At 61.7% G+C, this 21,476-nt stretch carries 26 protein-coding genes; 14 read left to right on the top strand and 12 right to left on the bottom strand.

From position 1 onward, the window contains the following. Window positions 1–35 precede the first annotated feature (35 nt). The 7 genes from AC2YB9_RS05130 (at window position 36) to AC2YB9_RS05100 (ending at window position 5,086) form a co-directional block, all read left to right on the top strand. The gene (locus tag AC2YB9_RS05130; RefSeq protein ID WP_487267682.1) at window positions 36–1,289 is read left to right on the top strand and encodes a magnesium transporter MgtE N-terminal domain-containing protein; all 1,254 of its coding nucleotides are present in this window, start codon (window positions 36–38) and stop codon (window positions 1,287–1,289) included. Continuing rightward, window positions 1,282–1,776, top strand: a complete 495-nt coding sequence (locus AC2YB9_RS05125; protein ID WP_487267681.1) for a DUF1003 domain-containing protein — start codon at window positions 1,282–1,284, stop codon at window positions 1,774–1,776. Before AC2YB9_RS05130 ends, AC2YB9_RS05125 begins: the two co-directional genes overlap by 8 nt. Window positions 1,777–1,788: 12 nt before the next feature. Beyond that, window positions 1,789–2,043 carry a hypothetical protein gene (locus AC2YB9_RS05120; protein ID WP_487267680.1) on the top strand — a complete coding sequence of 85 codons (255 nt, stop codon included), beginning with the start codon at window positions 1,789–1,791 and terminating at the stop codon, window positions 2,041–2,043. A 20-nt stretch (window positions 2,044–2,063) separates the two neighbouring features. After that, window positions 2,064–2,312 (top strand): hypothetical protein, encoded by a 249-nt coding sequence (locus tag AC2YB9_RS05115; RefSeq protein ID WP_487267679.1) that lies wholly within the window; start codon window positions 2,064–2,066, stop codon window positions 2,310–2,312. A 48-nt stretch (window positions 2,313–2,360) separates the two neighbouring features. Next, a complete protein-coding gene (locus AC2YB9_RS05110) occupies window positions 2,361–3,503 on the top strand; it encodes an Mrp/NBP35 family ATP-binding protein (RefSeq protein WP_487267678.1) in 1,143 nt (380 codons plus the stop codon). Window positions 3,504–3,511: 8 nt separating this feature from the next. Beyond that, window positions 3,512–3,832: a sec-independent translocase gene (locus AC2YB9_RS05105; RefSeq protein WP_487267677.1), complete on the top strand. Its 321-nt coding sequence runs from the start codon at window positions 3,512–3,514 to the stop codon at window positions 3,830–3,832. A gap of 87 nt (window positions 3,833–3,919) precedes the next feature. Continuing rightward, a complete protein-coding gene (locus AC2YB9_RS05100) occupies window positions 3,920–5,086 on the top strand; it encodes a N(5)-(carboxyethyl)ornithine synthase (RefSeq protein WP_487267676.1) in 1,167 nt (388 codons plus the stop codon). Here AC2YB9_RS05100 and AC2YB9_RS05095 read toward each other — a convergent pair. From AC2YB9_RS05095 to sigE, 3 genes are all read right to left on the bottom strand, one after another. Further along, on the bottom strand, window positions 5,037–5,573 hold the full coding sequence (locus AC2YB9_RS05095; RefSeq protein WP_487267675.1) for a phosphatase PAP2 family protein: 537 nt from the start codon (window positions 5,571–5,573) through the stop codon (window positions 5,037–5,039). The genes AC2YB9_RS05100 and AC2YB9_RS05095 overlap by 50 nt on opposite strands. 63 nt (window positions 5,574–5,636) lie before the next feature. After that, a complete protein-coding gene (locus tag AC2YB9_RS05090) occupies window positions 5,637–6,494 on the bottom strand; it encodes a zf-HC2 domain-containing protein (protein WP_487267674.1) in 858 nt (285 codons plus the stop codon). A gap of 3 nt (window positions 6,495–6,497) precedes the next feature. Then, complete coding sequence (gene sigE / locus AC2YB9_RS05085; RefSeq protein ID WP_487267673.1) at window positions 6,498–7,064, bottom strand: RNA polymerase sigma factor SigE; 567 nt, start codon at window positions 7,062–7,064, stop codon at window positions 6,498–6,500. 100 nt (window positions 7,065–7,164) lie between these two features. On the opposite strand from sigE, the gene AC2YB9_RS05080 reads away from it, so the two are divergent. Continuing rightward, on the top strand, window positions 7,165–7,809 hold the full coding sequence (locus AC2YB9_RS05080; protein ID WP_487268565.1) for an O-methyltransferase: 645 nt from the start codon (window positions 7,165–7,167) through the stop codon (window positions 7,807–7,809). Between the two features lie 98 nt (window positions 7,810–7,907). Here AC2YB9_RS05080 and AC2YB9_RS05075 read toward each other — a convergent pair whose 3' ends face one another. Together AC2YB9_RS05075 and AC2YB9_RS05070 are read right to left on the bottom strand one after the other, a co-directional pair. Next, window positions 7,908–8,252: a hypothetical protein gene (locus AC2YB9_RS05075; RefSeq protein WP_487267672.1), complete on the bottom strand. Its 345-nt coding sequence runs from the start codon at window positions 8,250–8,252 to the stop codon at window positions 7,908–7,910. Then, a complete protein-coding gene (locus AC2YB9_RS05070; protein ID WP_078700305.1) occupies window positions 8,253–8,414 on the bottom strand; it encodes a DUF3117 domain-containing protein in 162 nt (53 codons plus the stop codon). 107 nt (window positions 8,415–8,521) lie between these two features. Here AC2YB9_RS05070 and AC2YB9_RS05065 point away from each other — a divergent pair, with 107 nt between their 5' ends. Together AC2YB9_RS05065 and folP are read left to right on the top strand one after the other, a co-directional pair. Continuing rightward, window positions 8,522–9,325 carry an enoyl-CoA hydratase/isomerase family protein gene (locus AC2YB9_RS05065; RefSeq protein WP_487267671.1) on the top strand — a complete coding sequence of 268 codons (804 nt, stop codon included), beginning with the start codon at window positions 8,522–8,524 and terminating at the stop codon, window positions 9,323–9,325. Beyond that, a complete protein-coding gene (gene folP / locus AC2YB9_RS05060; RefSeq protein WP_487267670.1) occupies window positions 9,325–10,191 on the top strand; it encodes a dihydropteroate synthase in 867 nt (288 codons plus the stop codon). Before AC2YB9_RS05065 ends, folP begins: the two co-directional genes overlap by 1 nt. A gap of 18 nt (window positions 10,192–10,209) precedes the next feature. Here the strand turns inward: folP and AC2YB9_RS05055 are convergent, their stop codons facing one another. After that, on the bottom strand, window positions 10,210–10,965 hold the full coding sequence (locus AC2YB9_RS05055; protein ID WP_487267669.1) for an LOG family protein: 756 nt from the start codon (window positions 10,963–10,965) through the stop codon (window positions 10,210–10,212). Window positions 10,966–11,124: 159 nt separating this feature from the next. On the opposite strand from AC2YB9_RS05055, the gene AC2YB9_RS05050 reads away from it, so the two are divergent. Next, window positions 11,125–12,966 (top strand): ABC transporter ATP-binding protein, encoded by a 1,842-nt coding sequence (locus AC2YB9_RS05050; RefSeq protein ID WP_487267668.1) that lies wholly within the window; start codon window positions 11,125–11,127, stop codon window positions 12,964–12,966. Window positions 12,967–13,038: 72 nt separating this feature from the next. On the opposite strand, the gene dapE is transcribed toward AC2YB9_RS05050, so the two are convergent. Together dapE and AC2YB9_RS05040 are read right to left on the bottom strand one after the other, a co-directional pair. Continuing rightward, the gene (gene dapE, locus AC2YB9_RS05045; RefSeq protein WP_487267667.1) at window positions 13,039–14,106 is read right to left on the bottom strand and encodes a succinyl-diaminopimelate desuccinylase; all 1,068 of its coding nucleotides are present in this window, start codon (window positions 14,104–14,106) and stop codon (window positions 13,039–13,041) included. A 23-nt stretch (window positions 14,107–14,129) separates the two neighbouring features. Continuing rightward, window positions 14,130–14,852, bottom strand: a complete 723-nt coding sequence (locus AC2YB9_RS05040; RefSeq protein WP_487267666.1) for a VOC family protein — start codon at window positions 14,850–14,852, stop codon at window positions 14,130–14,132. 36 nt (window positions 14,853–14,888) lie between these two features. On the opposite strand from AC2YB9_RS05040, the gene dapD reads away from it, so the two are divergent. Further along, entirely contained in the window at window positions 14,889–15,827 is a 939-nt protein-coding gene (gene dapD, locus AC2YB9_RS05035) for a 2,3,4,5-tetrahydropyridine-2,6-dicarboxylate N-succinyltransferase (RefSeq protein WP_487267665.1), read from the top strand. Continuing rightward, window positions 15,827–16,651 carry a VldE C-terminal domain-containing protein gene (locus AC2YB9_RS05030; RefSeq protein ID WP_487267664.1) on the top strand — a complete coding sequence of 275 codons (825 nt, stop codon included), beginning with the start codon at window positions 15,827–15,829 and terminating at the stop codon, window positions 16,649–16,651. Before dapD ends, AC2YB9_RS05030 begins: the two co-directional genes overlap by 1 nt. 1 nt (window position 16,652) lies before the next feature. Here AC2YB9_RS05030 and dapC read toward each other — a convergent pair whose 3' ends face one another. Together dapC and fdxA are read right to left on the bottom strand one after the other, a co-directional pair. Continuing rightward, entirely contained in the window at window positions 16,653–17,750 is a 1,098-nt protein-coding gene (gene dapC / locus AC2YB9_RS05025) for a succinyldiaminopimelate transaminase (protein WP_487267663.1), read from the bottom strand. Between the two features lie 3 nt (window positions 17,751–17,753). Further along, window positions 17,754–18,077, bottom strand: coding sequence for a ferredoxin (gene fdxA / locus AC2YB9_RS05020; RefSeq protein ID WP_487267662.1), 324 nt, complete (start codon window positions 18,075–18,077; stop codon window positions 17,754–17,756). 95 nt (window positions 18,078–18,172) lie between these two features. Here fdxA and AC2YB9_RS05015 point away from each other — a divergent pair, with 95 nt between their 5' ends. After that, the gene (locus tag AC2YB9_RS05015) at window positions 18,173–19,135 is read left to right on the top strand and encodes a GNAT family N-acetyltransferase (protein WP_487267661.1); all 963 of its coding nucleotides are present in this window, start codon (window positions 18,173–18,175) and stop codon (window positions 19,133–19,135) included. 44 nt (window positions 19,136–19,179) lie between these two features. Here AC2YB9_RS05015 and AC2YB9_RS05010 read toward each other — a convergent pair whose 3' ends face one another. Further along, window positions 19,180–20,943: a VanW family protein gene (locus AC2YB9_RS05010; protein WP_487267660.1), complete on the bottom strand. Its 1,764-nt coding sequence runs from the start codon at window positions 20,941–20,943 to the stop codon at window positions 19,180–19,182. Then, window positions 20,940–21,473, bottom strand: coding sequence for a flavin reductase family protein (locus AC2YB9_RS05005; protein ID WP_487267659.1), 534 nt, complete (start codon window positions 21,471–21,473; stop codon window positions 20,940–20,942). Before AC2YB9_RS05005 ends, AC2YB9_RS05010 begins: the two co-directional genes overlap by 4 nt. Window positions 21,474–21,476: the final 3 nt, after the last annotated feature.

Genomic DNA, 21,476 nt, shown 5'->3' with positions numbered 1-21,476 from the left:
TGCACGCTGCGCACGCATGTCCGCGGGGATCTCGAATGAGCACAGCACCCAACCGCATTTTTCTGTCGCGCCTGATCGGGCAGGAAGTTTTCGACCCCGCGGGCGATCAGGTCGGCAAACTCCGCGACGTTGTCGTCGCGGTGCGCTCGGCCACTCAACGACCACGTGTCCTCGGCCTAGTGGTCGAGGTGCTTGGCCGCCGCCGCGTGTTCCTACCAATGACGCGGGTGACGTCGCTCGACTCCGGCCAGATCATCACAACCGGCGTGCTCAATGTGCGCCGCTTCGAAAAACGCCGCACCGAAACGCTGGTGCTGCACGAACTACTCGACCGGACCGTTGCCTTGGCCGACAACGTCAATGGCACGGTCTATGACGTTGCGATGGAACAAGATAGCCGCAAGGACTGGGCGATCAGCCAGATCGCGGTGCACGAGAATGGCAAGCGCTTCGGCCGTCGCGGACCGAGCCATGTCGTTGAGTGGCAAGAGGTCAGCGGCCTCACAGTCGAAGAAGCAGCCCAAGGCGCCACCCATTTGCTGGCGACAATGGACGAGATGCGGCCTGCCGACCTTGCCAATGCCCTGCGCGACCTCACCCACAAACGTCGTATGGAGATCGTTGCTGAGCTCAATGATGAGCGCCTAGCCGATGTTCTCGAGGAACTTCCCGAGAAGGTGCAGGTCGACATCCTCAGCGTTCTCGATCCTGAACGCGCCGCTGACGTGCTCGAGGAAATGAACCCCGATGACGCGGCCGACCTCGTCAACGAACTCCCCAGCAGCACCGCCGAGAGCCTGCTCGCGCTGATGGAGCCTGAGGATGCCGACGACGTACGCCGGCTGCTGGTCTATGAAGAGCGCACCGCGGGCGGCATGATGACCACCGAGCCGGTCATACTCTCGCCCGATGCAACCCTTGCCGAGGCATTGGCACGTGTCCGCGAGCCCGAACTCAGCCCGGCTCTGGCGGCCATGGCCTATGTATGTAGAGCTCCGACCGAGACCCCAACTGGACGATTCCTCGGCATCATCCACTTCCAAGCCTTGCTCCGCGATCCGCCATCAACCCTCGTCGGCGCGATCGTGGACAACGATATCGACTGGCCGCGCCCAGAATCGTCGCTCGAACAGGTCGCAAGTCTGCTCGCCGCCTATGACCTGGTGGCCCTGCCGGTCATCGATGAGAATCAGCACCTACTCGGCGTGGTCACGATTGACGATGTCCTTGATCACCTGCTGCCAGAGGACTGGCGTGAGCGTGGCGGTGGGGTGAACGCGGATGCCTGAGCGCAATCGCCCGCGCCTCGATCAGCCGAGAGATCGGCACTCACGGATCCATCGACCCGATTTTGATCCAGAAGCCTTCGGCAAGTTCGCTGAAACGTTTGCCCGGTTCATGGGCACGGCAAAGTTCATCGCTTATATGACCGTGTTTGTCATCGTCTGGATCTCGATCAACGTCATCGGCATCTTCGGCCTCGAGTGGGATCCCTATCCGTTCATCCTGCTGAATTTGTTCTTCTCAACCCAGGCGTCCTATGCGGCGCCGCTGATCATCTTGGCGCAGAACCGACAAGAGGCACGCGATCGAGTCACCCAAGAACAGGACCGGGACGCGACTGCTCAGTCACATGCCGACATGGAGTTCCTTGCGCGTGAGGTTGCCAGTCTGCGGCTAGCACTCGGCGAGGTCGCGACCCGCGACTTCCTGCGCAGCGAGTTGCGTGGCCTACTCAGCGAGCTCGACGACAAGTCGTCAGAGCCCGACAATTAGTCCACTCCGCCCATGATCGTCGGTGTTCTGGCCGCACTCATCGGCATGGTCGGCTACGGCACCGCGTCGGTGCTGCAAGCCGCAGCAACGTCCCGGGCGAGCGGTACGGCGATCTGGCGGCAGCCGCTCTATCTCGGTGGGCTCATCGCCGACGGCCTCGCCTGGGCGGCCTCCATCCCCTCGCTCTCCTCGCCCGTATCGCGTTCTCTGGCGCCGCGTTGTGTGGGCGCGCGCTTGGTGCCATCGACCGCTGGCAAGATCTCATAACGAGCCCGCTGTCGTGGTCGTTGATCCTCTTCGGCGCCACCGGTGCGATCGCCTACCTTAGAGCGCTCGAAGGCGGCAATGTCGGCGCCGCAACGGCCACCATGTGGGTTGTCGAGGTCATCGTTCCCGGTGTGGTGGGCGTGGCCGCGCTCGGCGATCGAGTCCGTCCCGGCTGGGCGATTCCCGCGTTATTCGCTGTGACTCTGGCCGTCACCGCCAGCGCAGTCCTTGCCACCAGTCCAACCAACACGGACCTGCTCGCCGAATAGCCGTCGGTGGCCGCTACCGGAGAAATTCGACCACGTACCATTAAGCCTATGGCAGCAGTAACCGAAGAACAGATCCTCGAAGCGCTCGGCACGGTCAATGATCCCGAGATCAAACGTCCAATCACCGAACTCGGCATGGTCGACGGCATCGTGATCGATGGCAATGACATCACCGTCAAATTGCTTCTCACCATTTCGGGCTGCCCACTCAAGGACACCCTCAACCGTGACATCACTGCCGCCGTCGGAACGGTCGCTCCAACCAGCACCGTCACCGTCGAGATGGGTGTGATGACCGACGAGCAACGCAAGGGCATGCGGGACATGCTGCGCGGCGGCCGGGTTGAGCGCGAAGTTCCATTCGCCCAGGCCGGATCGTTGACCAAGGTCTACGCCGTGGCGTCCGGAAAGGGGGGTGTCGGCAAGTCGTCGGTGACCGTCAATCTGGCCGTCGCCATGGCAAATCGTGGTCTCAAGGTCGGCATTATTGACGCCGATATCTATGGCCACTCGATTCCCGACATGCTCGGTATCGGCGACGAGCGGCCGACCCAAGTCGAAGACATGATCATGCCGGTCCCCGTCAAGGGCATGAAGGTGATCAGCGTCGGCATGCTCAAACCCCGCAAGGATCAAGTCGTCGCGTGGCGTGGCCCGATGCTCGATCGCGCCCTCGTGCAGATGCTCAGCGACGTCTACTGGGGCGATCTCGACGCCCTGTTCCTCGACCTCCCGCCGGGCACCGGCGACATCGCGATCAGCCTCGGACAACATCTGCCGAACGCCGAAGTCATCGTCGTCACTACCCCGCAATCGGCTGCCGCATCGGTCGCCGAACGGGCCGGCACAATGGCCTCGATGATGCACCAGCGCGTCATCGGCATCGTGGAAAACATGTCCTACCTCCAGCTGCCCGGCAGTGACGAGCGGCACGAGATCTTCGGCTCGGGCGGCGCCCAGAAGGTAGCCAACACGCTCAGCGGCCGGTTTGGCTACGACGTTCCGCTGCTCGCCCAGATCCCGCTCGACGAACAGATTCGTATCGGTGGCGACAATGGCGTACCGATTATCGACGCCGACCCCGACTCGATCGCCGCAACAGAGCTCCAGCGCGTCGCCGACACTTTAAGCGGCCGCTCACGCGGTCTCGCCGGTATGCAACTCGGCCTCGCGCCGGCCGGCCGGCTCTAGGTCCACCTATGTTCGGCATGGGTGTGCCAGAAGTTTTGGTCATCGGCATTGTCGCGATGCTCGTGTTCGGCCCCGACAAGCTTCCTGACATTGCTCGCCAGGCCGGACGGTTCATTCGCACCGTCAAACAAATGGCCGAAAATGCCCGCGACGATCTGGGCAAGGAGATCGGTCAGGACCTCTCGGGCTACAACCTGAAGGATCTTGACCCGCGCGAAATGGTACGTCGCTCAATGCTGGACGATGACAAACCAGTGACAAGTACGCCGGTCGCCCAACGCTCGTTGGCACCCGGCGAGATGCCCCCGTTCGACGACGAATCGACCTGAGCACGGGGTCGGTGCGGTCAGGTGCCCCTCAAATAGCGCGTATGGTCAGGCACACGGTGCCATCGCGGCCCCGTTGAGGGAGTCGCTATGGCCGTCGGGCCGCAGGAAAACAATAATTTGACGCTCGGCGTCATCGGCAAATCCAACAAACCGGGCGAACGACGGGTCCCGATCCACCCTCGCCATCTCGATTGGATCGATGCCGGGCTGCGTAAATCAATACTCCTTGAGCAGGGTTACGGCGAGCCATTCGGACTATCCGATGCCCAGCTCAGGCCCCTGGTTGAGCGCATACTGCCCCGCGACGAGGTCATCGCGGCAGCCGACGTGATTCTCCTGCCGAAGCCGCAGCACGCAGATCTGCGAGACCTCCGTGACGGTCAGGTACTGTGGGGTTGGCCGCACTGCGTACAGGATCGCGAACTGACCCAGATTGCGATCGACAAGAAACTGACGCTTATCGCGTTCGAGGCTATGAACCACTGGACCAGTGACAATCGGTTCGGTCTGCATGTGTTCCACATGAACAACGAACTGGCCGGCTACTGCTCAGTGCTCCACGCGCTCCAACTCTACGGGACAACCGGCGACTACGGACGACGGTTGAGCGCCGTGGTCATCGGCTTCGGCGCCACCGCGCGTGGCGCCGTGACCGCGCTCAACGCGCACGGCATCCATGACGTCAAGGTGCTCACCAGCCGTGGTGTCGCGGCAGTTGGTTCACCGATCCACTCGGTGCGCATCGTCCAGTTTGATCAGGACGAGAACGCACCATTCCTGAGCCAGGTCATCACCAACCGTGGCCGCGTGCCGCTGGCGCCGTTCCTCGCCGAGAGCGACATCATCGTCAACTGCACGCTGCAGGATCCGAATGATCCACTGACCTACCTGCAGGAAACCGATCTTGACCAATTCCGCCCCGGCAGCCTAATCGTCGACGTGTCCTGCGATGAGGGTATGGGGTTCAGTTGGGCTCGACCGACCTCATTTGCCGAACCGATGTTCGAAGTCGGCGACCACATCCGCTATTACGGCGTCGACCACACCCCTTCATACCTCTGGGACTCCGCATCGTGGGAAGTCAGCGAGGCGCTCCTGCCATTCCTCGAGACGGTCATGGGCGGCCCAGCCGCTTGGAGTTTGGACGAGCCGATCGATCACGCCATCGAGATCCGCGACGGGGTCATCGTCAATCCGGCAATTCTTAAGTTCCAGGAACGGTCAGCGATCTATCCGCACGAACCCGTGCGGTGACCCCGACAGCGCCGACAGCTAATCCGGCAACAACGTCTGCGGGAGTGTGTACGCCGACGTAAACCCGCGCAATCGCCATCAGCAAGGCGCTAACCACTGCCACAACGGTCCACCGGCGCGACAGGATGATCAGCCCCGCGGCGACTGCGCCCGCCATCACGGCGTGATCGGACGGGAACGAGAAGTCGCTGGTTCGATTGACTAGGACGAGCGCATGCGGATGTGTGACGTAGGGCCGCATGACTCCAAAGGCGTGACCAATCGGTTGATTAATTGCCACCGCCAAGAGAGTCGCGAGCCCGATCCATACCGCTACCGCCACGTTACGCGGCGTCGAACGCAAGGACCATAGGCAGACAACGATGATCGCAAGCCCAAAGAGAACCACGCCGTACTTCGCGAATGCCGCAGCAGGGGCATGCAGCCACGGCGTATTGCGGGCGAAGGCATTGACCGCGAGATACAGATGATCATTGAAGTCGCTCATTGTCCCGACATTAAGCGGGCGAACCTGCCAATAACCTGACTGGTTGGATTCGGTTGGTGCAGGTCAGGCCGCAGGCATGACCCAGGTCGCCATACGGTCGAATCCGTTGCCGATCCGGCCCATCGGGCCAGGCTCAGGTTCCGGGGTGGGCAACTCGGCGACGGCCTGCGCCAGCCGGTCATGATCAGCGTCGGTCACGATTGTGTAGACAACGCCATCGTTGGCCCAGGTAGCGACTGTCGGACGCCCATCGCGAACCCATACCGGCGAGTTGTGGATCGTGCGCTGGGTGAAGCCGCGCAGCCCCTCCGGGTCGAGTGCGCCATTCTGTTCGAACAGGTCGAGCTTATGGGTCGCGTTGGCATAGGTAAGCGCGACGACGCCACCATCATCGAGAAATACCGCCCGCGTCCGGACCATGTCACCTGCAAGCGCCCCGTGACACGGCCAGCCCTGCGCATCAAGGCGTTTGAGAGTGGCCGCGGTCAATTCATCATCGGCCGGTGCGGCAGAAAGTCGCACGGCCGCGGAGGTGAAGTCCGCTGTGTAGGCCTCAGTTGCCGGTGTGACGCGATCGCCGATCTCCTCGCCCACCCCGCCGATCGTGTAAGCGATGCAACTCACCGCGAGCGAAACTCCGACGACAACGCTCACCAGTCGCACCGAACCGGACCGGCGTACGCGGCTCCACCGCGACTCCTCGTGGATCTGGGCGCCGGGTAGTCCGCACAGTGCGGCCCGTAGCGCCGGCGACAGATCCGGACCACCGACCGCGCTCATACGGGATTTGAGCAGCTCTTGCTGACGGACCGCCAGCTGGCAGGGTTCACAGCCATCGAGGTGCGCGCGGGCAGAGGTCATTCGTGGTCCGGACAATTGCCCGTCCACAAACGCCGCTACATCGACACCGAGATGGCTCATTCCTTATGCCCCCAGCGCTCCCAAAACGCGGGTACGGCCCTTGCCTGGCGCCCGATGGGCCAATGTGTCACGCAACTGGGTGCGACCGCGGTGAATACGCGAACGCACGGTACCGAGTTTGATGCCCAGCACCGAGGCGATCTCCTCGTACGACAATCCTTCGATGTCACACAGGACGACGGCCACACGAAACTCCTCGGGTAGCCGGGCCAGCGCGGCCTCGATGTCAGGGTCGAAGTTGGCGTCGTGCACCGCAAGCTCCGGCTGGATCTCGACGCTCTCAACGCGATCTTCCTGGCCTTCACCGAAGGCGTCCATGCGGATTTTGGACTTGCGACGCATACGGTCAAGAAACAGATTGGTCGTAATACGGTGCAACCAGCCCTCGAAATTGCCGGCCTGGTAGGTGTCGAGTGAACGAAACACCCGGACGAAGACGTCCTGAGTGAGGTCCTCGGCATCTTGGCGATTGCCGGTGAGTCGGTACGCGAGTCGGTAGACGCGCGCCGAATGGTTCGCGACGATCTCATCCCAACTCGGTGTTGCCTGCTCCACTGTTTCTACTTTCATAGCGCCGATCTTGTACCCCGTTACTGAGAGAACGCCTAAAACTGGCTTGGTGTTCCCCAAATTCTCACTCCAGTGGCACTAGTCTGGAGTTCAGACCTAGATCAAGGAGATCGCCATCATCAGCGCAGCCAGCCTCACCTACTCCGAGGAATTTTCGAACGAGGACGATCACCTCGTCGCTGCGCGTGAACGGGCGACCGAAGTTGGTGTCAGCCCGATCGGCAACGGTGGCGGCGCGACACTCAATTTCCTTGCCGCACTGCTCCAGGCCAAGAACATCGTGGAAGTCGGCACCGGCACGGGGGTGTCAGGGTTGTGGCTGCTGCGCGGTATGGCTTCCGGTGGCGTGCTTACCTCAGTCGATCTTGAGGCCGAGCACCAGCGACATGCCCGTGACGCCTTCACGGCTGCCGGTTTCGCGCCGCAACGATTCCGTCTGATCGCAGGCTCCGCGCTTGATGTCTTGCCGCGGTTGACTGATGCTGGCTACGATCTGGTGTTCCTCGACGCCGACAAGATCGAGTACGGCGAATATCTTGATGAGGCGCTCCGCTTAGTGCGTCCGGGCGGCGTGATCGCGGTCGACAATGCGCTCTGGCACGACCGGGTCGCCGATCCTGCGCAGCGTGATGCTGAGACCACCACCATCCGCGACATGCTCAAGCGGGTTGCCGACGACGAGAATCTGCGCAGCATCTTGTTGCCGGTCGGCGACGGGTTGCTCGCGGCACAGCGCATCGCCTAACGCACCGCAGATCCCCAAGATTTGGCCGATCTCGTCCCGTTTTTGCGCGAAATCCCAGCCGAAACGGGATCGTTCCCGCCAAATCTTGGGGACGGGGCTTAGTTTTCGAACGTCGGTGATGCGCGGAAGCCTTCAGGGCCACCGACAACCGCGACGATTTCGCACGGCTCGATCAGGATCGGGGCGCTGCCGACGATCTTCGATCCCGCTGATTCGGCAGCAACCTTCTCAAAACCGGCCTGGAACATCGCACGCTCCGCATCATCGCTGAAGACATAACAGCCCTCAAACCACTGGCCTTCGACGGCGCGCCAAGTCTTGAACTGCAGACCGTCGAGTCCGGCAAATTTGGGGTAGGACTGGTTCTCGACGTAATCCCGAAGCTCGGCCAGCACTGTTGCCGGTGCCGCGGTCAACGACCAGCGCACCGTAAGGCCGTACATTCAGACTGCTTTGAGAGCGTCGCCCAAGGTGGCAGCCTCGTCATTATTGAGCTCAACCACGAGTCGTCCGCCGCCTTCGAGCGGGACGCGCATGACAATGCAACGTCCTTCTTTGGTGACCTCCATCGGTCCGTCTCCGGTCCGTGGCTTCATGGCCGCCATAGGTTCCCCTCTCATCGGTGTGCGTCCCGTCATCCTTGAGCGGAGCGCGTGGAACTATTATCGCCTATGCCCACTCAGTACGATCAACGCAGTCCCCTGGGAGCGAAATGAGCGACACCAACAAACCGGCCGTGACCTATCAAGTGGCTGATGGCATCGCCACCATCACTTTCAATCGACCCGAGGGCATGAACAGCCTCACCTTGGCGGCGAAGAGCGAACTCAAGGAGGCTGTACACGATGCTGCTGCGGACAGTTCGGCCCGCGTGGTGGTGCTAACCGGCACCGGCCGCGCCTTCTGCGTCGGTCAGGATCTCAAGGAGCACGTCGCTGGCTTGGAATCCCCCGACGCGGCCGGACTCAATGGCACCGTCACCGAGCACTACAACCCGATCGTCACCGCACTGGCCACGATGCCCAAGCCAGTGATTGCGGCTGTCAACGGAATCGCTGCCGGCGCAGGGGCCTCGCTTGCGTTCGGATCAGACTTTCGCATCTTGAAGGAGTCAGCCGGCTTCAACCTTGCTTTCGCCGGCATCGCATTGTCCTGCGACACCGGCATCTCGTGGACGCTGCCGCGCCTGATCGGCCGTGGCAAGGCCACCGAGTTGCTGCTGCTCCCCCGCACGATTCGAGCGGCCGAAGCGCTCAGTCTTGGCATGGCGACCTCGGTCGTCTCCGACGACACGTTCGATGCCGAAGTGGCCACGTTAGCTCGTACGTTGGCTGACGGACCGACGATTGCGTATGCGTCGATCAAACGCGCACTTAACTTCTCGACTACCCACGATCTGCCAGCGTCACTCGAGCACGAAGCACAAAAGATGGCCTTGACCGGTGCAACCTCGGACCATTTGGCCGCAGTCAAGGCCTTCCTCGCAAAAGAGAAGCCTGCCTTCGAGGGTCGTTGATGAGCGATCTATTGCTCGGCACCCGTGTCTTCCGACCGGGCGATTTCGCGCTCATGGCCATCATCAACCGCACCCCGGACTCGTTCTACGACTCGGGTGCAACGTTCGATATCGAAGCTGCTCTGATTCACTTGGAAGCGGCAGTCGCCGAAGGTGCAGACATCGTGGATGTCGGTGGCGTCAAGGCTGGCTATGGCCCCTCGGTCGACAGCACCGAAGAGTTGCGACGTACGGCCGATTTTGTCGCTGAGGCACGTGTTCGACACCCCGATCTGATCATCAGCATCGATACCTGGCGAAGTGAGGTCGCCGATGTCCTGTGTGGCCTCGGTGCCGATCTGATCAATGACACCTGGGCCGGCGCCGATCCGGAGTTGACGTTGGTTGCGGCCCAACATGGTGCTGGGCTCGTCTGCAGTCACAGCGGTGGTTTGGGGCCACGTACCGACCCGCACCGGATCGCCTACGACGACGTCGTCGACGATGTCATTGCCACGACTACCCGGCTGGCCGAGAAGGCCATGGCCGATGGAGTGCGACCAGACGGAATTCTGATCGATCCAACCCACGATTTCGGTAAGAACACCCGCCACAGCCTCGAACTGACCCGACGACTCAACGAACTGGTTGACACTGGCTGGCCGGTCTTGGTGGCACTGTCGAACAAGGACTTCGTCGGCGAAACACTGGACCGGGACAAAGACCATCGCCTACCGGGAACCCTTGCCGCAACCGCCGTGTCGGCCTGGCAGGGCGCCCGCGTCTTCCGGGCCCACAATGTCGCCGAGACGAAACAGACCTTGGACATGATTGCCTCGATCTGCGGCAACCGGCCACCTGCTGTGGCGCGCCGCGGATTGGCCTGACCGCGGTCGAGATCGCCGTCAGTGCAAGCCGATGTCGTTCCCCTGTGCGCGATCGACCGCAACGACATACTTGATCGCTTCGGGCACGCTGTCGGTCACAAGGATCATATCCAGGTCCTTCTCCTTGATTTTGCCGTCGGTGAGCATCGTGTTGCGGAGCCAGTCGATCAGGCCGCCCCAGTAATCTTTGCCGATCAAGACGATCGGGAAAGACGTCACCTTACCGGTCTGGGCAAGCGTCATTGCCTCGAACAGTTCGTCGAGCGTGCCGAAGCCGCCGGGCAGGACGATGTAGCCCTGCGCGTATTTGACGAACATGGTCTTGCGCACAAAGAAGTAGCGGAAGTTGATGCCGAGATCGACCCAGCGGTTCATGCTCTGCTCGAATGGCAACTCGATCCCCAGGCCGACCGACACCCCGCCGGCCTTGACCGCGCCGCGATTGGCCGCCTCCATCGCGCCCGGGCCGCCACCGGTGATGACCGCATATCCGGCCTTGACCAGTGCCATCCCGACTTCGACGCCCTTGCCATACATCGGGTCGTCCTTCGTGGTGCGCGCCGAGCCGAAGACGCTAACCGCAGGGCCGAGCTCGGCCAGTCCGCCGAAGCCCTCCACGAATTCGGACTGGATCCGCATCACCCGCCACGGATCGGTGTGAACCCAGTCGTTCTTGTCACGCGATTCGAGCAGTCGCTGATCGGTCGTACTGTCCTCGACCTGATCACGGCGCAACCGGATCGGGCCCTTTCGGGATTCACGAGGCTTCGTCATGTTCAGCAGGCTAGCCGAAAACACTTCGTCGATTGAACGCAACGCGCACGGACGATCTAGGGTTGGCAGGCGACCGATGATCATCGGCCGGCCACAACGCAGCATCTGGAGAACATCGTGAGTATGGATGGTGCCGCCTGGATGTCTCTGCATCGGGCGATGACCACACAGAACGGGCCGCAGAAACTGACCCGCGAGACCGTCAATCGGATTGCGCGCTTCGCCGCGCCGCACAAGCGACGGCTGATTCAGTTTCTGGTCCTCAGTGTGGTGACGGCGATCCTGACCGTCGCCACGCCTGTTTTGGCTGGCTGGGTCGTCAACGCCATCGTCGGCAAGGAGTCCACTGGCAAAGTGTTCGGGCTTGCCGGACTCATCGCCTTGATTGCACTCGCCGATGCTGGCTTCGGATTGTGGACCCGGTGGTTGTCGGCCAATATCGGTGAGGGACTGATCCTCGACCTGCGTACGACGGTGTTCAATCACGTCCAGCGCATGCCGATCGCGTTTTTCACGCGTACGCGGACCGGTGCGCTCGTCAGTCGGCTCAACAATGACGTTCTGGGGGCGCAGCGCGCGTTCAGCAATACCTTGTCGGGCGTGGTCAGCAATGTTGTGACCCTGACATTGACCTTGGTCGTCATGCTCAGCATCTCTTGGCAGATCACGCTGCTCGCGCTGATCCTGCTGCCGGTTTTCGTCATCCCAGCGCGCCGCATGGGTGGCCGGCTTGCTGCCCTCAGTCGTGAGGCTGCCGACCATAACGCGGTCATGGCGACCCGAATGACCGAACGGTTCTCGGCGCCGGGCGCGACCCTGATCAAACTTTTTGGCCGCCCTGACGTCGAGTCGGCCGAGTTTGCGACCCGTGCCCGCCGAGTTCGCGACATCGGCGTGAAGTCGGCAATGTTGCAATCGGTGTTCGTGACCGCGCTCACGACCGTGTCGGCACTCGCACTGGCCCTCGTATACGGTCTGGGTGGTTTCTATGCCCTGCGCGGAACTCTGGACGCCGGTGCCGTCGTATCGCTCGCACTGCTTCTGACGCGCCTGTATGCACCCCTGACCGCCCTTGCCTCGGCACGGGTCGAGGTCATGAGCGCAGTGGTCAGCTTCGAGCGGGTCTTCGAGGTCCTCGATCTGGAACCACTCATCCAGGAGCGGCCGGATGCCGTGGAGTTGCCGGCCGGCCCGGTCTCCGTCGACTTCGACAACGTGACGTTCGCATACCCGTCTGCCGAAAAGGTTTCCCTCGCCTCGCTCGAGGAGGTGGCGGTCCTAGACAATCGCGGCGGCGTCGACGTCCTGCACGGAGTGTCCTTCCACGTCGAGCCCGGACAGCTCGTCGCGCTGGTCGGCAGCTCCGGTGCCGGAAAGTCCACGATCGCTTCGCTCCTGCCCCGTCTGTATGACGTCGACGACGGCGCAGTCCGGCTCAATGGCATCGATGTGCGGGATCTCCGTCTCTCGACAATGCGCGAGACCCTGGGGATGGCCACCCAGGACGGTCATCTGTTCCACGAATCCATCCGCTCAAATCTCCTGCTGGCCCAGCCGGGCGCCTCCGAGGCCGACCTTTGGGCGGCACTGCACGATGCCCGACTCGATGATCTGGTGCGTTCGCTGAGCGATGGACTCGACACCGTCGTCGGCGAGCGCGGCTACCGGCTGTCCGGCGGCGAACGGCAGCGCCTGACAATCGCGCGGCTTCTCCTTGCCCGACCACAGGTTGTGATCCTCGATGAGGCCACCGCTCATCTGGATTCAACGTCCGAGGCTGCGGTACAGGAGGCTCTTGCGGTCGCGCTCAAGGGACGAACGTCGATCGTCATCGCACACCGGCTCTCCACCGTACGGGCCGCCGATCAGATCCTGGTGATCGAGGATGGTCGGGTCGCCGAGCGCGGTACGCATACCGAATTGATGCGGCTCGGTGGGCGCTATGAGGAGCTTTACACAACACAATTCAGTCAGGGCGTTACACCGAAGGCCGCCGGCTGACGAGACAAACGATGAGGGAAAAATGTCGCCCGAAGGCCCAAATCCCTCATCGTTCGTCCCACTTCGTCCCGTTCAGTCAAGCGCGGTCAGCCAACTGGTGAGCTTGCCCTCGATCTCGATCAATTGTGCGACCGGTACGTGTTCTTCCTGCTTGTGTGCCAACAGCGGGTCGCCTGGACCATAATTGACTGCCGGTATGCCGAGTTGGGTGAACTGCGCGACATCAGTCCAGCCGAATTTTGGCCGCGGAGAGCCCCCGACCATATCCACAAAGGCGGCAGCAGCCGGGACAGTGAGGCCAGGCATCGCTGCTGGCGCGGTATCGGTCAAGATGATCTCGAAGCCGTCAAACACAGCACGTACGTGATCGAGCGCCTGCTGCTCGGACAGATCTGGCGCGAACCGGTAGTTGACCGTGACACGAGCCTCATCAGGAATGACGTTGCCCGCCACTCCCCCGCTGATGCCAACCGCATTGAGCCCCTCGCGGTAGATCAGTCCGTCGATCTCGACCTGCCTGGGCTCATACGCCTCAAGCCGCTGCAGGATCGGCGACATCGCGTGCACCGCGTTGATCCCCATCCACGACCGTGCCGAATGCGCCCGTTCACCATGCGTCACGATCTCGACGCGGAGTGTTCCCTGACAGCCGGCCTCGACCACCGCGTTGGTCGGCTCCATCAGGATCGCGAAGTCGCCGGCGAGAAGTCGGGGTTGTTCACGCGCCACGCGGCCGAGACCGTTGAACTCGTGCGCAATCTCCTCGCCGTCGTAGAACACAAAGGTTATGTCTCGAGTCGGCGCCGCGACCGTATGGGCAAGCCGCAGTGCGATCGCCACGCCGCCCTTCATGTCGCACGTGCCCAACCCATGGAGGAACTCACCATCGAACCGCGACGGCAAATTGTCGTTGACCGGCACAGTGTCGAGGTGGCCGGCAATGACGACGCGCTGTGCAAGACCAAGCTCGGTACGGGCGACAATCGTGTTGCCGTCGCGCTCGAGCGTCAGATGTCCAAGCTTGCCCAGTTCGGCATACACGAGATCGGCGATCAACAATTCGTTGAGTGAGACCGACTCGATGTCGACGAGGGCCGCCGTGAGAGCAACGACATCCATACCCAGATCCAGTTGTGCCATGGAGCCATTCCATCATGCGGCGATCAGTCAGCAGCGAAGACACAGAATTCGTTGCCTTCGGGGTCTGCCATGACGGTCCAATCGAGGTCCGCACCCCTGCCACGTATGACCGTCGCACCTTTGGCGATCAGATCGTCCACCGTCGCGCCCCGCACGAGCGAGACATCCCAGTGGATGCGGTTCTTGACGGTTTTCGATTCGGCCACATCAGGAAACACGAAGCGGTCGAACGGACATCCTTCGATGCCCTCGATCCAGGAGAATTCCTGCTCACTGTCAAATGGCGTCGCCCCAAAAACATCGGCCCACCATTGGGAGATCGCCTTGGCGTCAACCGCGTCCACGCTCAACTCGTACAGCCGATAGGCATCGTCCCAGTGCGGCGACACCTCCTGATGTCGTGGCGCCCGCGGCTGGTCGCGTGCGAACACGCACAGCTCTCCACCCTCCGGATCTGCCATCACAGTCCAGTCGAACGAATCCCATTCCGGCAGAACATACGCGCCCATCGCCTCAACCTCGGCGACCGAGCGCGCGTCGACGTCGAGATGCACACATTGTTTGACCGATTTTGGTTCCCAGACCTGATTGATCCACACCGTGTGCGACCGATCGGTACCGCTGAGTAACAGGTCACCGTCGGCGAGCCTTTTGGCGCGAAGTCCAAGTGCGGCAGCCCAGAACTCGCCCATCGGAAGGGGATCGACGGCATCGATACAAAGATCCTTAAAGGTGACTAGAGCCATGCTGCACACTAACGCCGACACGGTAGGTTTGAGTGCATGACTTCCGCGAATGGCGCCCATGGCTACGGCGTTGCGACCCTCACCGACGAAGGCACTGTGCTGGATGTTTGGTATCCCCAACCGCGACTGGGCGCAGCTCCCGCTCATGACCCCGAGCCCGAGGAGTTGACCCGTCTCGGTGGCTACGACAAAATCCGTCAGATTCGCAGTGTCGTCGTGCATACCGAGATCGAGGATCTCCAATCCGCGCCAAGCGACGCATATGACGCCTACCTGCGTCTTCATCTCCTCTCGCACCGGCTGGTGCTGCCGCACGGGCAGAATCTCGACGGGATGTTCGGCCTGCTCACCAATGTCGTTTGGACCTCAATCGGGCCCTGTGCAGTCGAGGGCTTCGAACACACCCGCGCTCGCGCCCGCGCCGCCGGATTGCACGTCCAGGTCACGAGCGTCGACAAGTTCCCGCGCATGACCGATTATGTGATTCCCAGTGGCGTACGTATCGGCGACGCGGATCGCGTACGCCTTGGCGCCCATCTGGCCGACGGTACGACAGTCATGCATGAGGGATTCGTCAACTTCAACGCCGGAACGCTCGGCACCGCGATGATCGAAGGCCGAATTTCCGCAGGCGTCGTCGTCGGCAACGGTTCCGATGTCGGCGGCGGCGCATCGATCATGGGAACGCTGTCCGGCGGCGGCAAGCAGGTCATCAGCATCGGTGAGAACTGCCTACTTGGCGCCAATTCTGGCCTCGGCATCTCACTTGGCGATGATTGCGTGATCGCTGCTGGTTGCTATGTCACTGCCGGTACCAAGATCACGTTGCCCGACGGCACCACGGTCAAGGCCGCCGAGTTGTCCGGGCAGGACGGCATCCAGTTCTGGACCAACAGTCAGACCGGGGCCATCGAGGCCCGTCCACGCGGTGCGCGCGCTGGCATCGAACTCAATTCGGCGCTGCACGCGAATTAATGAAATTTCGCTGGGCACTTGCGGCAGCGCTGGTGATTTCGGGGGTTCTCGTCGTCACGGTACTTGCCGATCGGCCACCGAACCGCAGTGAATACTGCACCGTCAAAGTCGGCGACCTCGAAGGACAGGTGGACCTGGAACAAGGCCAATGGGCCTCGTTAATGGCCGGAATCGGCATCCAGCGCGCACTCCCGCCGCGGGCGACCACGATCGCAATCGCAACCGCATTCCAAGAATCGAAGCTGCACAACATTGATTACGGCGATCGCGACTCAGTCGGGTTGTTCCAACAACGGCCATCGCAAGGGTGGGGAACTGTCCAACAGATCCTCGATCCGCACTACTCGATCGGCAAATTCTATGACGCCCTCATCAAGATTAAGGGCTATCAGTCGATGAAGATCACGGTCGCTGCCCAGAAGGTCCAACGCTCGGCCTTCGGCGGTGCCTACGCCCAGCACGAGGAGTACGCGCGGGCGCTGGCGTCATCGCTCACAGGGTTTAGCCCCGCCGGATTTTCTTGCCAAATCGACCCGCAAAGTGGCGGCAGCATCGCAGCGGTCGACAAGGATGTGCAAAACGCCTTCGGTCCTACCCCAGCGGTCATCAGCGGTGACGATCTTTCCTACCCCGTCAGCGGCTCGAAAGTCACCCGCACCGCGCACGGCTGGGCGTTGGCGCATTATCTCGTCGCGAACGCCAGCCAACTCAAGATCACCGAAGTGAGTTTCGCTGGCCGGCTCTGGACCGCGGATAATTCCCCCAATGGGTGGACCAGACAGACGGACAGCAAAGCCGATTCCGTACGCACTGCCGTGAACTGACTCAACTGGTGAGTCGAGCCACCGCCGTCGCAATCCGCTCATCGGTCGCGGTGAATGCGACGCGCACGTGTTGGCTGCCGGCTGCCCCGTAGAAGTCACCCGGGGCTGCGAGGATGCCGCGCTCGGCCAGCCAGTCGATCGTGTCGCGGCATGGCTCGCCACGCGTGGCCCACAGGTAGAGAGCGCCCGCCGACTGATCGATCGTGAAGCCAGCCGCTTCAAGCGCCGCACGAAGATCGTTGCGGCGAGCGGCATAAACCTTGCGCTGCTCGTCCACATGGGCGTCATCGCCGAGCGACGCAATTGCCGCCGCCTGGATCGGGGTCGGAAGCATGAAGCCAAGATGCTTACGCACCGCGAGTAATTCGTCGATCAAAGTCTGGTCACCGGCGACGAAACCGGCCCGATAACCAGCCAAATTGGAACGTTTGGACAGCGAATGCACCGTCAACAGATTGTCGAAACTGCCGCGAGAAATGTCCGGATGCAGGATCGACCATGGCTCGTCATCCCACGAATACTCCAAATAGCATTCGTCCGAGACCAGAATGACATTACGTTCACGCGCCCAGTCGACGACTTTTTTCAGATGATCGATTGGCAACACCTTGCCGTGCGGATTGGCTGGCGAGTTGATGAATATGAGTTTCGGGGTGATCGGACCAAAACCGATCGTCGAGTCGCTGGCGATCACGTTGCACCCGGCATAGCGGGCACCCACTTCATAGGTGGGATAGGCAAGTGCCGGTATGCCGATCGTGTCACCGGCACCGAAGCCCAACTGCATGGGCAGATTGGCGATGAACTCCTTGGAGCCGATCGTCGGGAGGACCTGCTCAGCCGACAGTTCGGAGACCCCGAACCGTCGTGCCAACCAGTCTGCGGCCGCCTGACGAAGTGCTTCAGGGCCGAACACGGTGGGATAGCCCGGCGAGTTGGCCGCCGCGGCAAGCGCGTTCTGAGCGACCTGCGGGGTGGGGTCTACCGGCGTACCGATCGACAGATCGACGATGCCGCCGTCATGCGCGGCCGCAACTGCTTTGGCCGCGGCGAGAGTGTCCCATGGGAAATCCGGAAACCGCGCCGAAACCCGGCGCATCTACTATTCCTGGTTCTGTGGAGGCAATGCAGCGATCATCGGATGATCGCTGTCAATCACACCAAGTTTGGCCGCGCCACCGGGCGAGCCGAGCTTGTCGAAGAAGTTCACATTCGCGTCGTAGTAGTCCTTCCACTCCCCCGGGGTGTCGTCCTCGTAGAAGATCGCTTCGACCGGACAAACTGGCTCGCAGGCACCACAATCGACGCACTCATCGGGCTGGATGTACAACATCCTGTTACCTTCATAAATACAGTCCACCGGGCATTCGTCGACACAGGATCGGTCCTTGATGTCCACACACGGCTGAGCGATGACGTAAGTCACGGGCGTTCTCCTTTTGCGATGTGCCTCAAGTATTGCGCCCGTGCATATTAAACCGCAGGCGAGGTCCACCTAATGGACGGCAATAGGCTCTGGGTATGGCATTGGACAGCGGATCGATCGGTCGCCGATTTGTGGTGCGGTACGTGATTCCGGGCCGGGGGCCGACCGGTGGACCGGCGATGACCGATGTGATCGGCCGCGTGGTGACCTTCGACACCACGTCGGTACGTCTCGAAAGACGAGATGGCAGTGAGGTGTCGGTCGAGCTGGCAAGCATCGTCGTGACCAAACTTGTGCCCGATGCGCCCAAACGCAGCCGTGGCGCGATGGCGGTCAGTGCAGATAATCTGACTCGGATCACCTCACGTGGCTGGCCGGCGATCGAATCGCAGGCGCTTGGCGACTGGGAACTGCGGGCCTCAGCCGGATTCACCGGCCGGGCCAACTCGGTGGCCGTGCACGGTGACCCCGGAGTCCCCTTCAGCGACGCACTCACTGAGGTCGGTGAGTTTTATGCCGCGCGCGGCCAGCGACCCATTGTCCAGGTGGTCGTCGACTCGGACGATGCCGCGAAATTTGGCTCCGCCGGCTGGGTGCCGATCGAAGGCTATTCAGGGGCAATTGTTCAGGTGGCCCGGCTCCGCGAAAGCTTTTCCACGGTTGGAGTCACGATCGCAACTGAGCCGTCCGAGGCATGGCTGGCGCGCTATCACCGCGTCGGCGACGACGAAGCGTCCGCGCGTGCCGTTCTGACCGGTCCGAACACCGTCTCATTCTTGTCGATCGGCAGCACGATGGCCGCGATTGGCCGCGTCGTGGTCACCGGCGAGTGGGCTGGCATGGCATGCGTTGAAGTTGCCGCCGGCCAGCGCCGTCAGGGCCTCGGCCGTCGCATCGTGGAGGCTGGCCTCGACTGGGCACACAAGCACGGCGCCGACAAGGCATACCTGCAGACCATGGCAGCCAACGAGGCAGCGCTTGCGCTCTACGCCCCGTACGGATTCCGAACCCACCACGAGTACGTCTACCTGACCCCGGGAGCCGTCGTTGCGTCATAACGATTGCGGCCTATAGGCCTCGATTCGTATGACGCAAAGCGCCGCTAGTCGTCCTTGGGCTTCGGTTTTGCCCGGCAACGCACATCGTCGGTAGCCCGATAGTGAGCCGTATCGGTTTCGGTCTTGACCTTCTTGCCGTTCCGGAAGAAGTACCGATAGACATCGACGTCGAAGCCGATCGACGGGCTCTGCGGCACGCAACGATTGGTCGGATCGTAGGTAACCTTCGGTTGACGAATATTGCGCTTAGCCGACAACCCAGCCTTGATGTCCCACACCTTCGTGCTGAACAGACTCACCGTCGTCGCACCCTGGGTACGGCCCGTGCTCTTCCGCACGCCAGCCTTGATCAGCACGCCGTACTTGGTGTCATTGCGGAAGCGCAGATCAAGCGCGCCCCAGTAGACCGTCGCTTCGCGCCCCACCGGATAGCGATTGATGTACAGGTCGTGCGGATGATGCTCGATATCGGCCATCCCGCCGAAGAAACCTGCGTTGTATGTCGTGGTCACGACCTGCGAAACACCGCCGCCCTGTTCTTCGCGGAACACACCACCATTGATGACGGTGCCCACCACAAAGCCATTGGCCTTGGTACGTTCGCCGACGGTTTTGTTGAAGCTGAACGTCTCCCCGGGCTTCACGATGACACCGTCGATCAACGCGGTGGCGCGGCCTTGGTTGATGTCGCGATAGGCGGCCGGCGCGTAGTAAGTCGTGAACGTCCCGATCTGTTGTTTGATACCGAGTTTCTTAGCATCCGCGGTGGTGAACTCCGGCTCGACCGGCTTCGCCTGAATCGTCAGGGCACGTTCTGCCCCGGTCTTGGTCAGAACGGGTATGAGTTTGGTGGCCATCTCTTTGGGTTGCAAACCAAGCCCGACTTTGCTCGGCACGACAATCGCTTTCTTGCCCTTGATCCGGAACGTTGCGTCGACCGCCTTCGCGCCAAACCCAGTGGTCGAGTCGGTCAAAGGTTTTGCAAGTTTTTTGGCATCGATCATGGGTACGAGTTCATCGCCCCTGACACCGATCGTCAGGGCTGGCGCGTATGCCGACGGCGCTAACTCAACATCCTTCTTGCCAACATGGAGGGCGATCGGGCCGCTGACGGCAGGTTTGGCGATTTCGGTCATCGCCTTGTCGAGTCCAGCCGCATCGACAGCCGGCTGCAGCACAATTGTCGGCACTTCGATTGGCTGTTTCGATTCAAGCCACTGGGCTTCGGCCGCCGCGAGCGTCTCGGCTCGGTCGACGATCAGCCCGGCCTTCGGTTGACGGGCCACCGGCTTGGTTTTCTTGAAGGTGATCTGCGCTTCGACAACATCGACGTTGATTGAGGTGCCTATTGCATCAAGAACACCGTCGAATGTGGTGGCGTCGACGTTGAATCGTGCCGGGTAGCGCGGTTCGCCGAACAACCGTTTAACCATGGTGATTGGATTGAAGGTCCGCTTACCGCCGGCCACATCAACACTGCGCTGCAGATCGAGGGTCAGACCCGATTCCTGCGCTGGAATTTTGGTGTTCTTGCCGTCATGAACGAATCGGATCGGTTTTGTCGAGCGGGGGGTCAAAACTTTGTCGAGTTTAGTCTTGGCGGCACTCGAGGTCATACCGCCGACGTCGACGCCAGCAACGGTCGCGCCGGCTGGCATCCGAATCCCGGTAAACAGGACGCCGACGCCATACAGAACCGCCAGCACCACGATCACGCCGAGCAGCAGCCCTCGTCCCCGGCGCTTCTGCTTTGGGCGCTTCTGCTTCGCCTGTTTCGATTTCGGGAATTTCAGCTTCGGGAATTTCATGCACCATCCTGATAAACCGATTTCTCGTTCTCATCCAAACGGACAATCGTTCCGTAGTGCGACCGGTAGTAAAGCAGCGGGTCATCAACGGACTCATTGACCCCGGCTCCGGTGACTGCCCCAATGAGGATCGAATGATCGCCGCCATCGTGCACCTGCGTCGTTGTGCATTCTAGCCACGCAAGCGAGTCGTCGATCAGCGCGATGCCCGATTCGGTTCGGTGAAATGGGATGTCGGCGAGCTGATCATCGAGCGGTCGACCCCGATGCGCAAACCACGCGGATGCTTCGAGGCCGCTCTCCGCCAGGATCGACACCGCCCAAACACCCGATTGGAGCACCGCGTCGTTGAACCGGCTTTTCTTGTGTGAGCACAGCAAAACGAGCGGCGGGTCAAGCGAAACCGAGGTGAATGCGCTTGCTGTCATCGCGTGATCGACGCCGTCGAGAATCGTCGTCGCAACCGTCACGCCACTGGCAAAACGTCCCAGCGCGCCACGGAACGCCCCCTGATCAACACTCGAAGTCACGGA

This window comes from Aeromicrobium changchenzhani (assembly GCF_057586615.1).
Note: the sequence above shows the minus strand (reverse complement) of the source record. Positions and strands in the feature narration are given on the sequence as shown.

Bases quoted from the DNA above. Each gene is read 5' to 3' on its own strand.
- AC2YB9_RS05130 (WP_487267682.1), top strand. From the start codon at position 36: ATGAGCACAGCACCCAACCGCATTTTTCTGTCGCGCCTGATCGGGCAG.
- AC2YB9_RS05125 (WP_487267681.1), top strand. From the start codon at position 1,282: ATGCCTGAGCGCAATCGCCCGCGCCTCGATCAGCCGAGAGATCGGCAC.
- AC2YB9_RS05120 (WP_487267680.1), top strand. From the start codon at position 1,789: ATGATCGTCGGTGTTCTGGCCGCACTCATCGGCATGGTCGGCTACGGC.
- AC2YB9_RS05110 (WP_487267678.1), top strand. From the start codon at position 2,361: ATGGCAGCAGTAACCGAAGAACAGATCCTCGAAGCGCTCGGCACGGTC.
- AC2YB9_RS05105 (WP_487267677.1), top strand. From the start codon at position 3,512: ATGTTCGGCATGGGTGTGCCAGAAGTTTTGGTCATCGGCATTGTCGCG.
- AC2YB9_RS05100 (WP_487267676.1), top strand. From the start codon at position 3,920: ATGGCCGTCGGGCCGCAGGAAAACAATAATTTGACGCTCGGCGTCATC.
- AC2YB9_RS05095 (WP_487267675.1), bottom strand. From the start codon at position 5,573: ATGAGCGACTTCAATGATCATCTGTATCTCGCGGTCAATGCCTTCGCC.
- AC2YB9_RS05090 (WP_487267674.1), bottom strand. From the start codon at position 6,494: ATGAGCCATCTCGGTGTCGATGTAGCGGCGTTTGTGGACGGGCAATTG.
- sigE (WP_487267673.1), bottom strand. From the start codon at position 7,064: ATGAAAGTAGAAACAGTGGAGCAGGCAACACCGAGTTGGGATGAGATC.
- AC2YB9_RS05075 (WP_487267672.1), bottom strand. From the start codon at position 8,252: ATGTACGGCCTTACGGTGCGCTGGTCGTTGACCGCGGCACCGGCAACA.
- AC2YB9_RS05070 (WP_078700305.1), bottom strand. From the start codon at position 8,414: ATGGCGGCCATGAAGCCACGGACCGGAGACGGACCGATGGAGGTCACC.
- AC2YB9_RS05065 (WP_487267671.1), top strand. From the start codon at position 8,522: ATGAGCGACACCAACAAACCGGCCGTGACCTATCAAGTGGCTGATGGC.
- folP (WP_487267670.1), top strand. From the start codon at position 9,325: ATGAGCGATCTATTGCTCGGCACCCGTGTCTTCCGACCGGGCGATTTC.
- AC2YB9_RS05055 (WP_487267669.1), bottom strand. From the start codon at position 10,965: ATGACGAAGCCTCGTGAATCCCGAAAGGGCCCGATCCGGTTGCGCCGT.
- AC2YB9_RS05050 (WP_487267668.1), top strand. From the start codon at position 11,125: ATGACCACACAGAACGGGCCGCAGAAACTGACCCGCGAGACCGTCAAT.
- dapE (WP_487267667.1), bottom strand. From the start codon at position 14,106: ATGGCACAACTGGATCTGGGTATGGATGTCGTTGCTCTCACGGCGGCC.
- AC2YB9_RS05040 (WP_487267666.1), bottom strand. From the start codon at position 14,852: ATGGCTCTAGTCACCTTTAAGGATCTTTGTATCGATGCCGTCGATCCC.
- dapD (WP_487267665.1), top strand. From the start codon at position 14,889: ATGACTTCCGCGAATGGCGCCCATGGCTACGGCGTTGCGACCCTCACC.
- AC2YB9_RS05030 (WP_487267664.1), top strand. From the start codon at position 15,827: ATGAAATTTCGCTGGGCACTTGCGGCAGCGCTGGTGATTTCGGGGGTT.
- dapC (WP_487267663.1), bottom strand. From the start codon at position 17,750: ATGCGCCGGGTTTCGGCGCGGTTTCCGGATTTCCCATGGGACACTCTC.
- AC2YB9_RS05015 (WP_487267661.1), top strand. From the start codon at position 18,173: ATGGCATTGGACAGCGGATCGATCGGTCGCCGATTTGTGGTGCGGTAC.
- AC2YB9_RS05010 (WP_487267660.1), bottom strand. From the start codon at position 20,943: ATGAAATTCCCGAAGCTGAAATTCCCGAAATCGAAACAGGCGAAGCAG.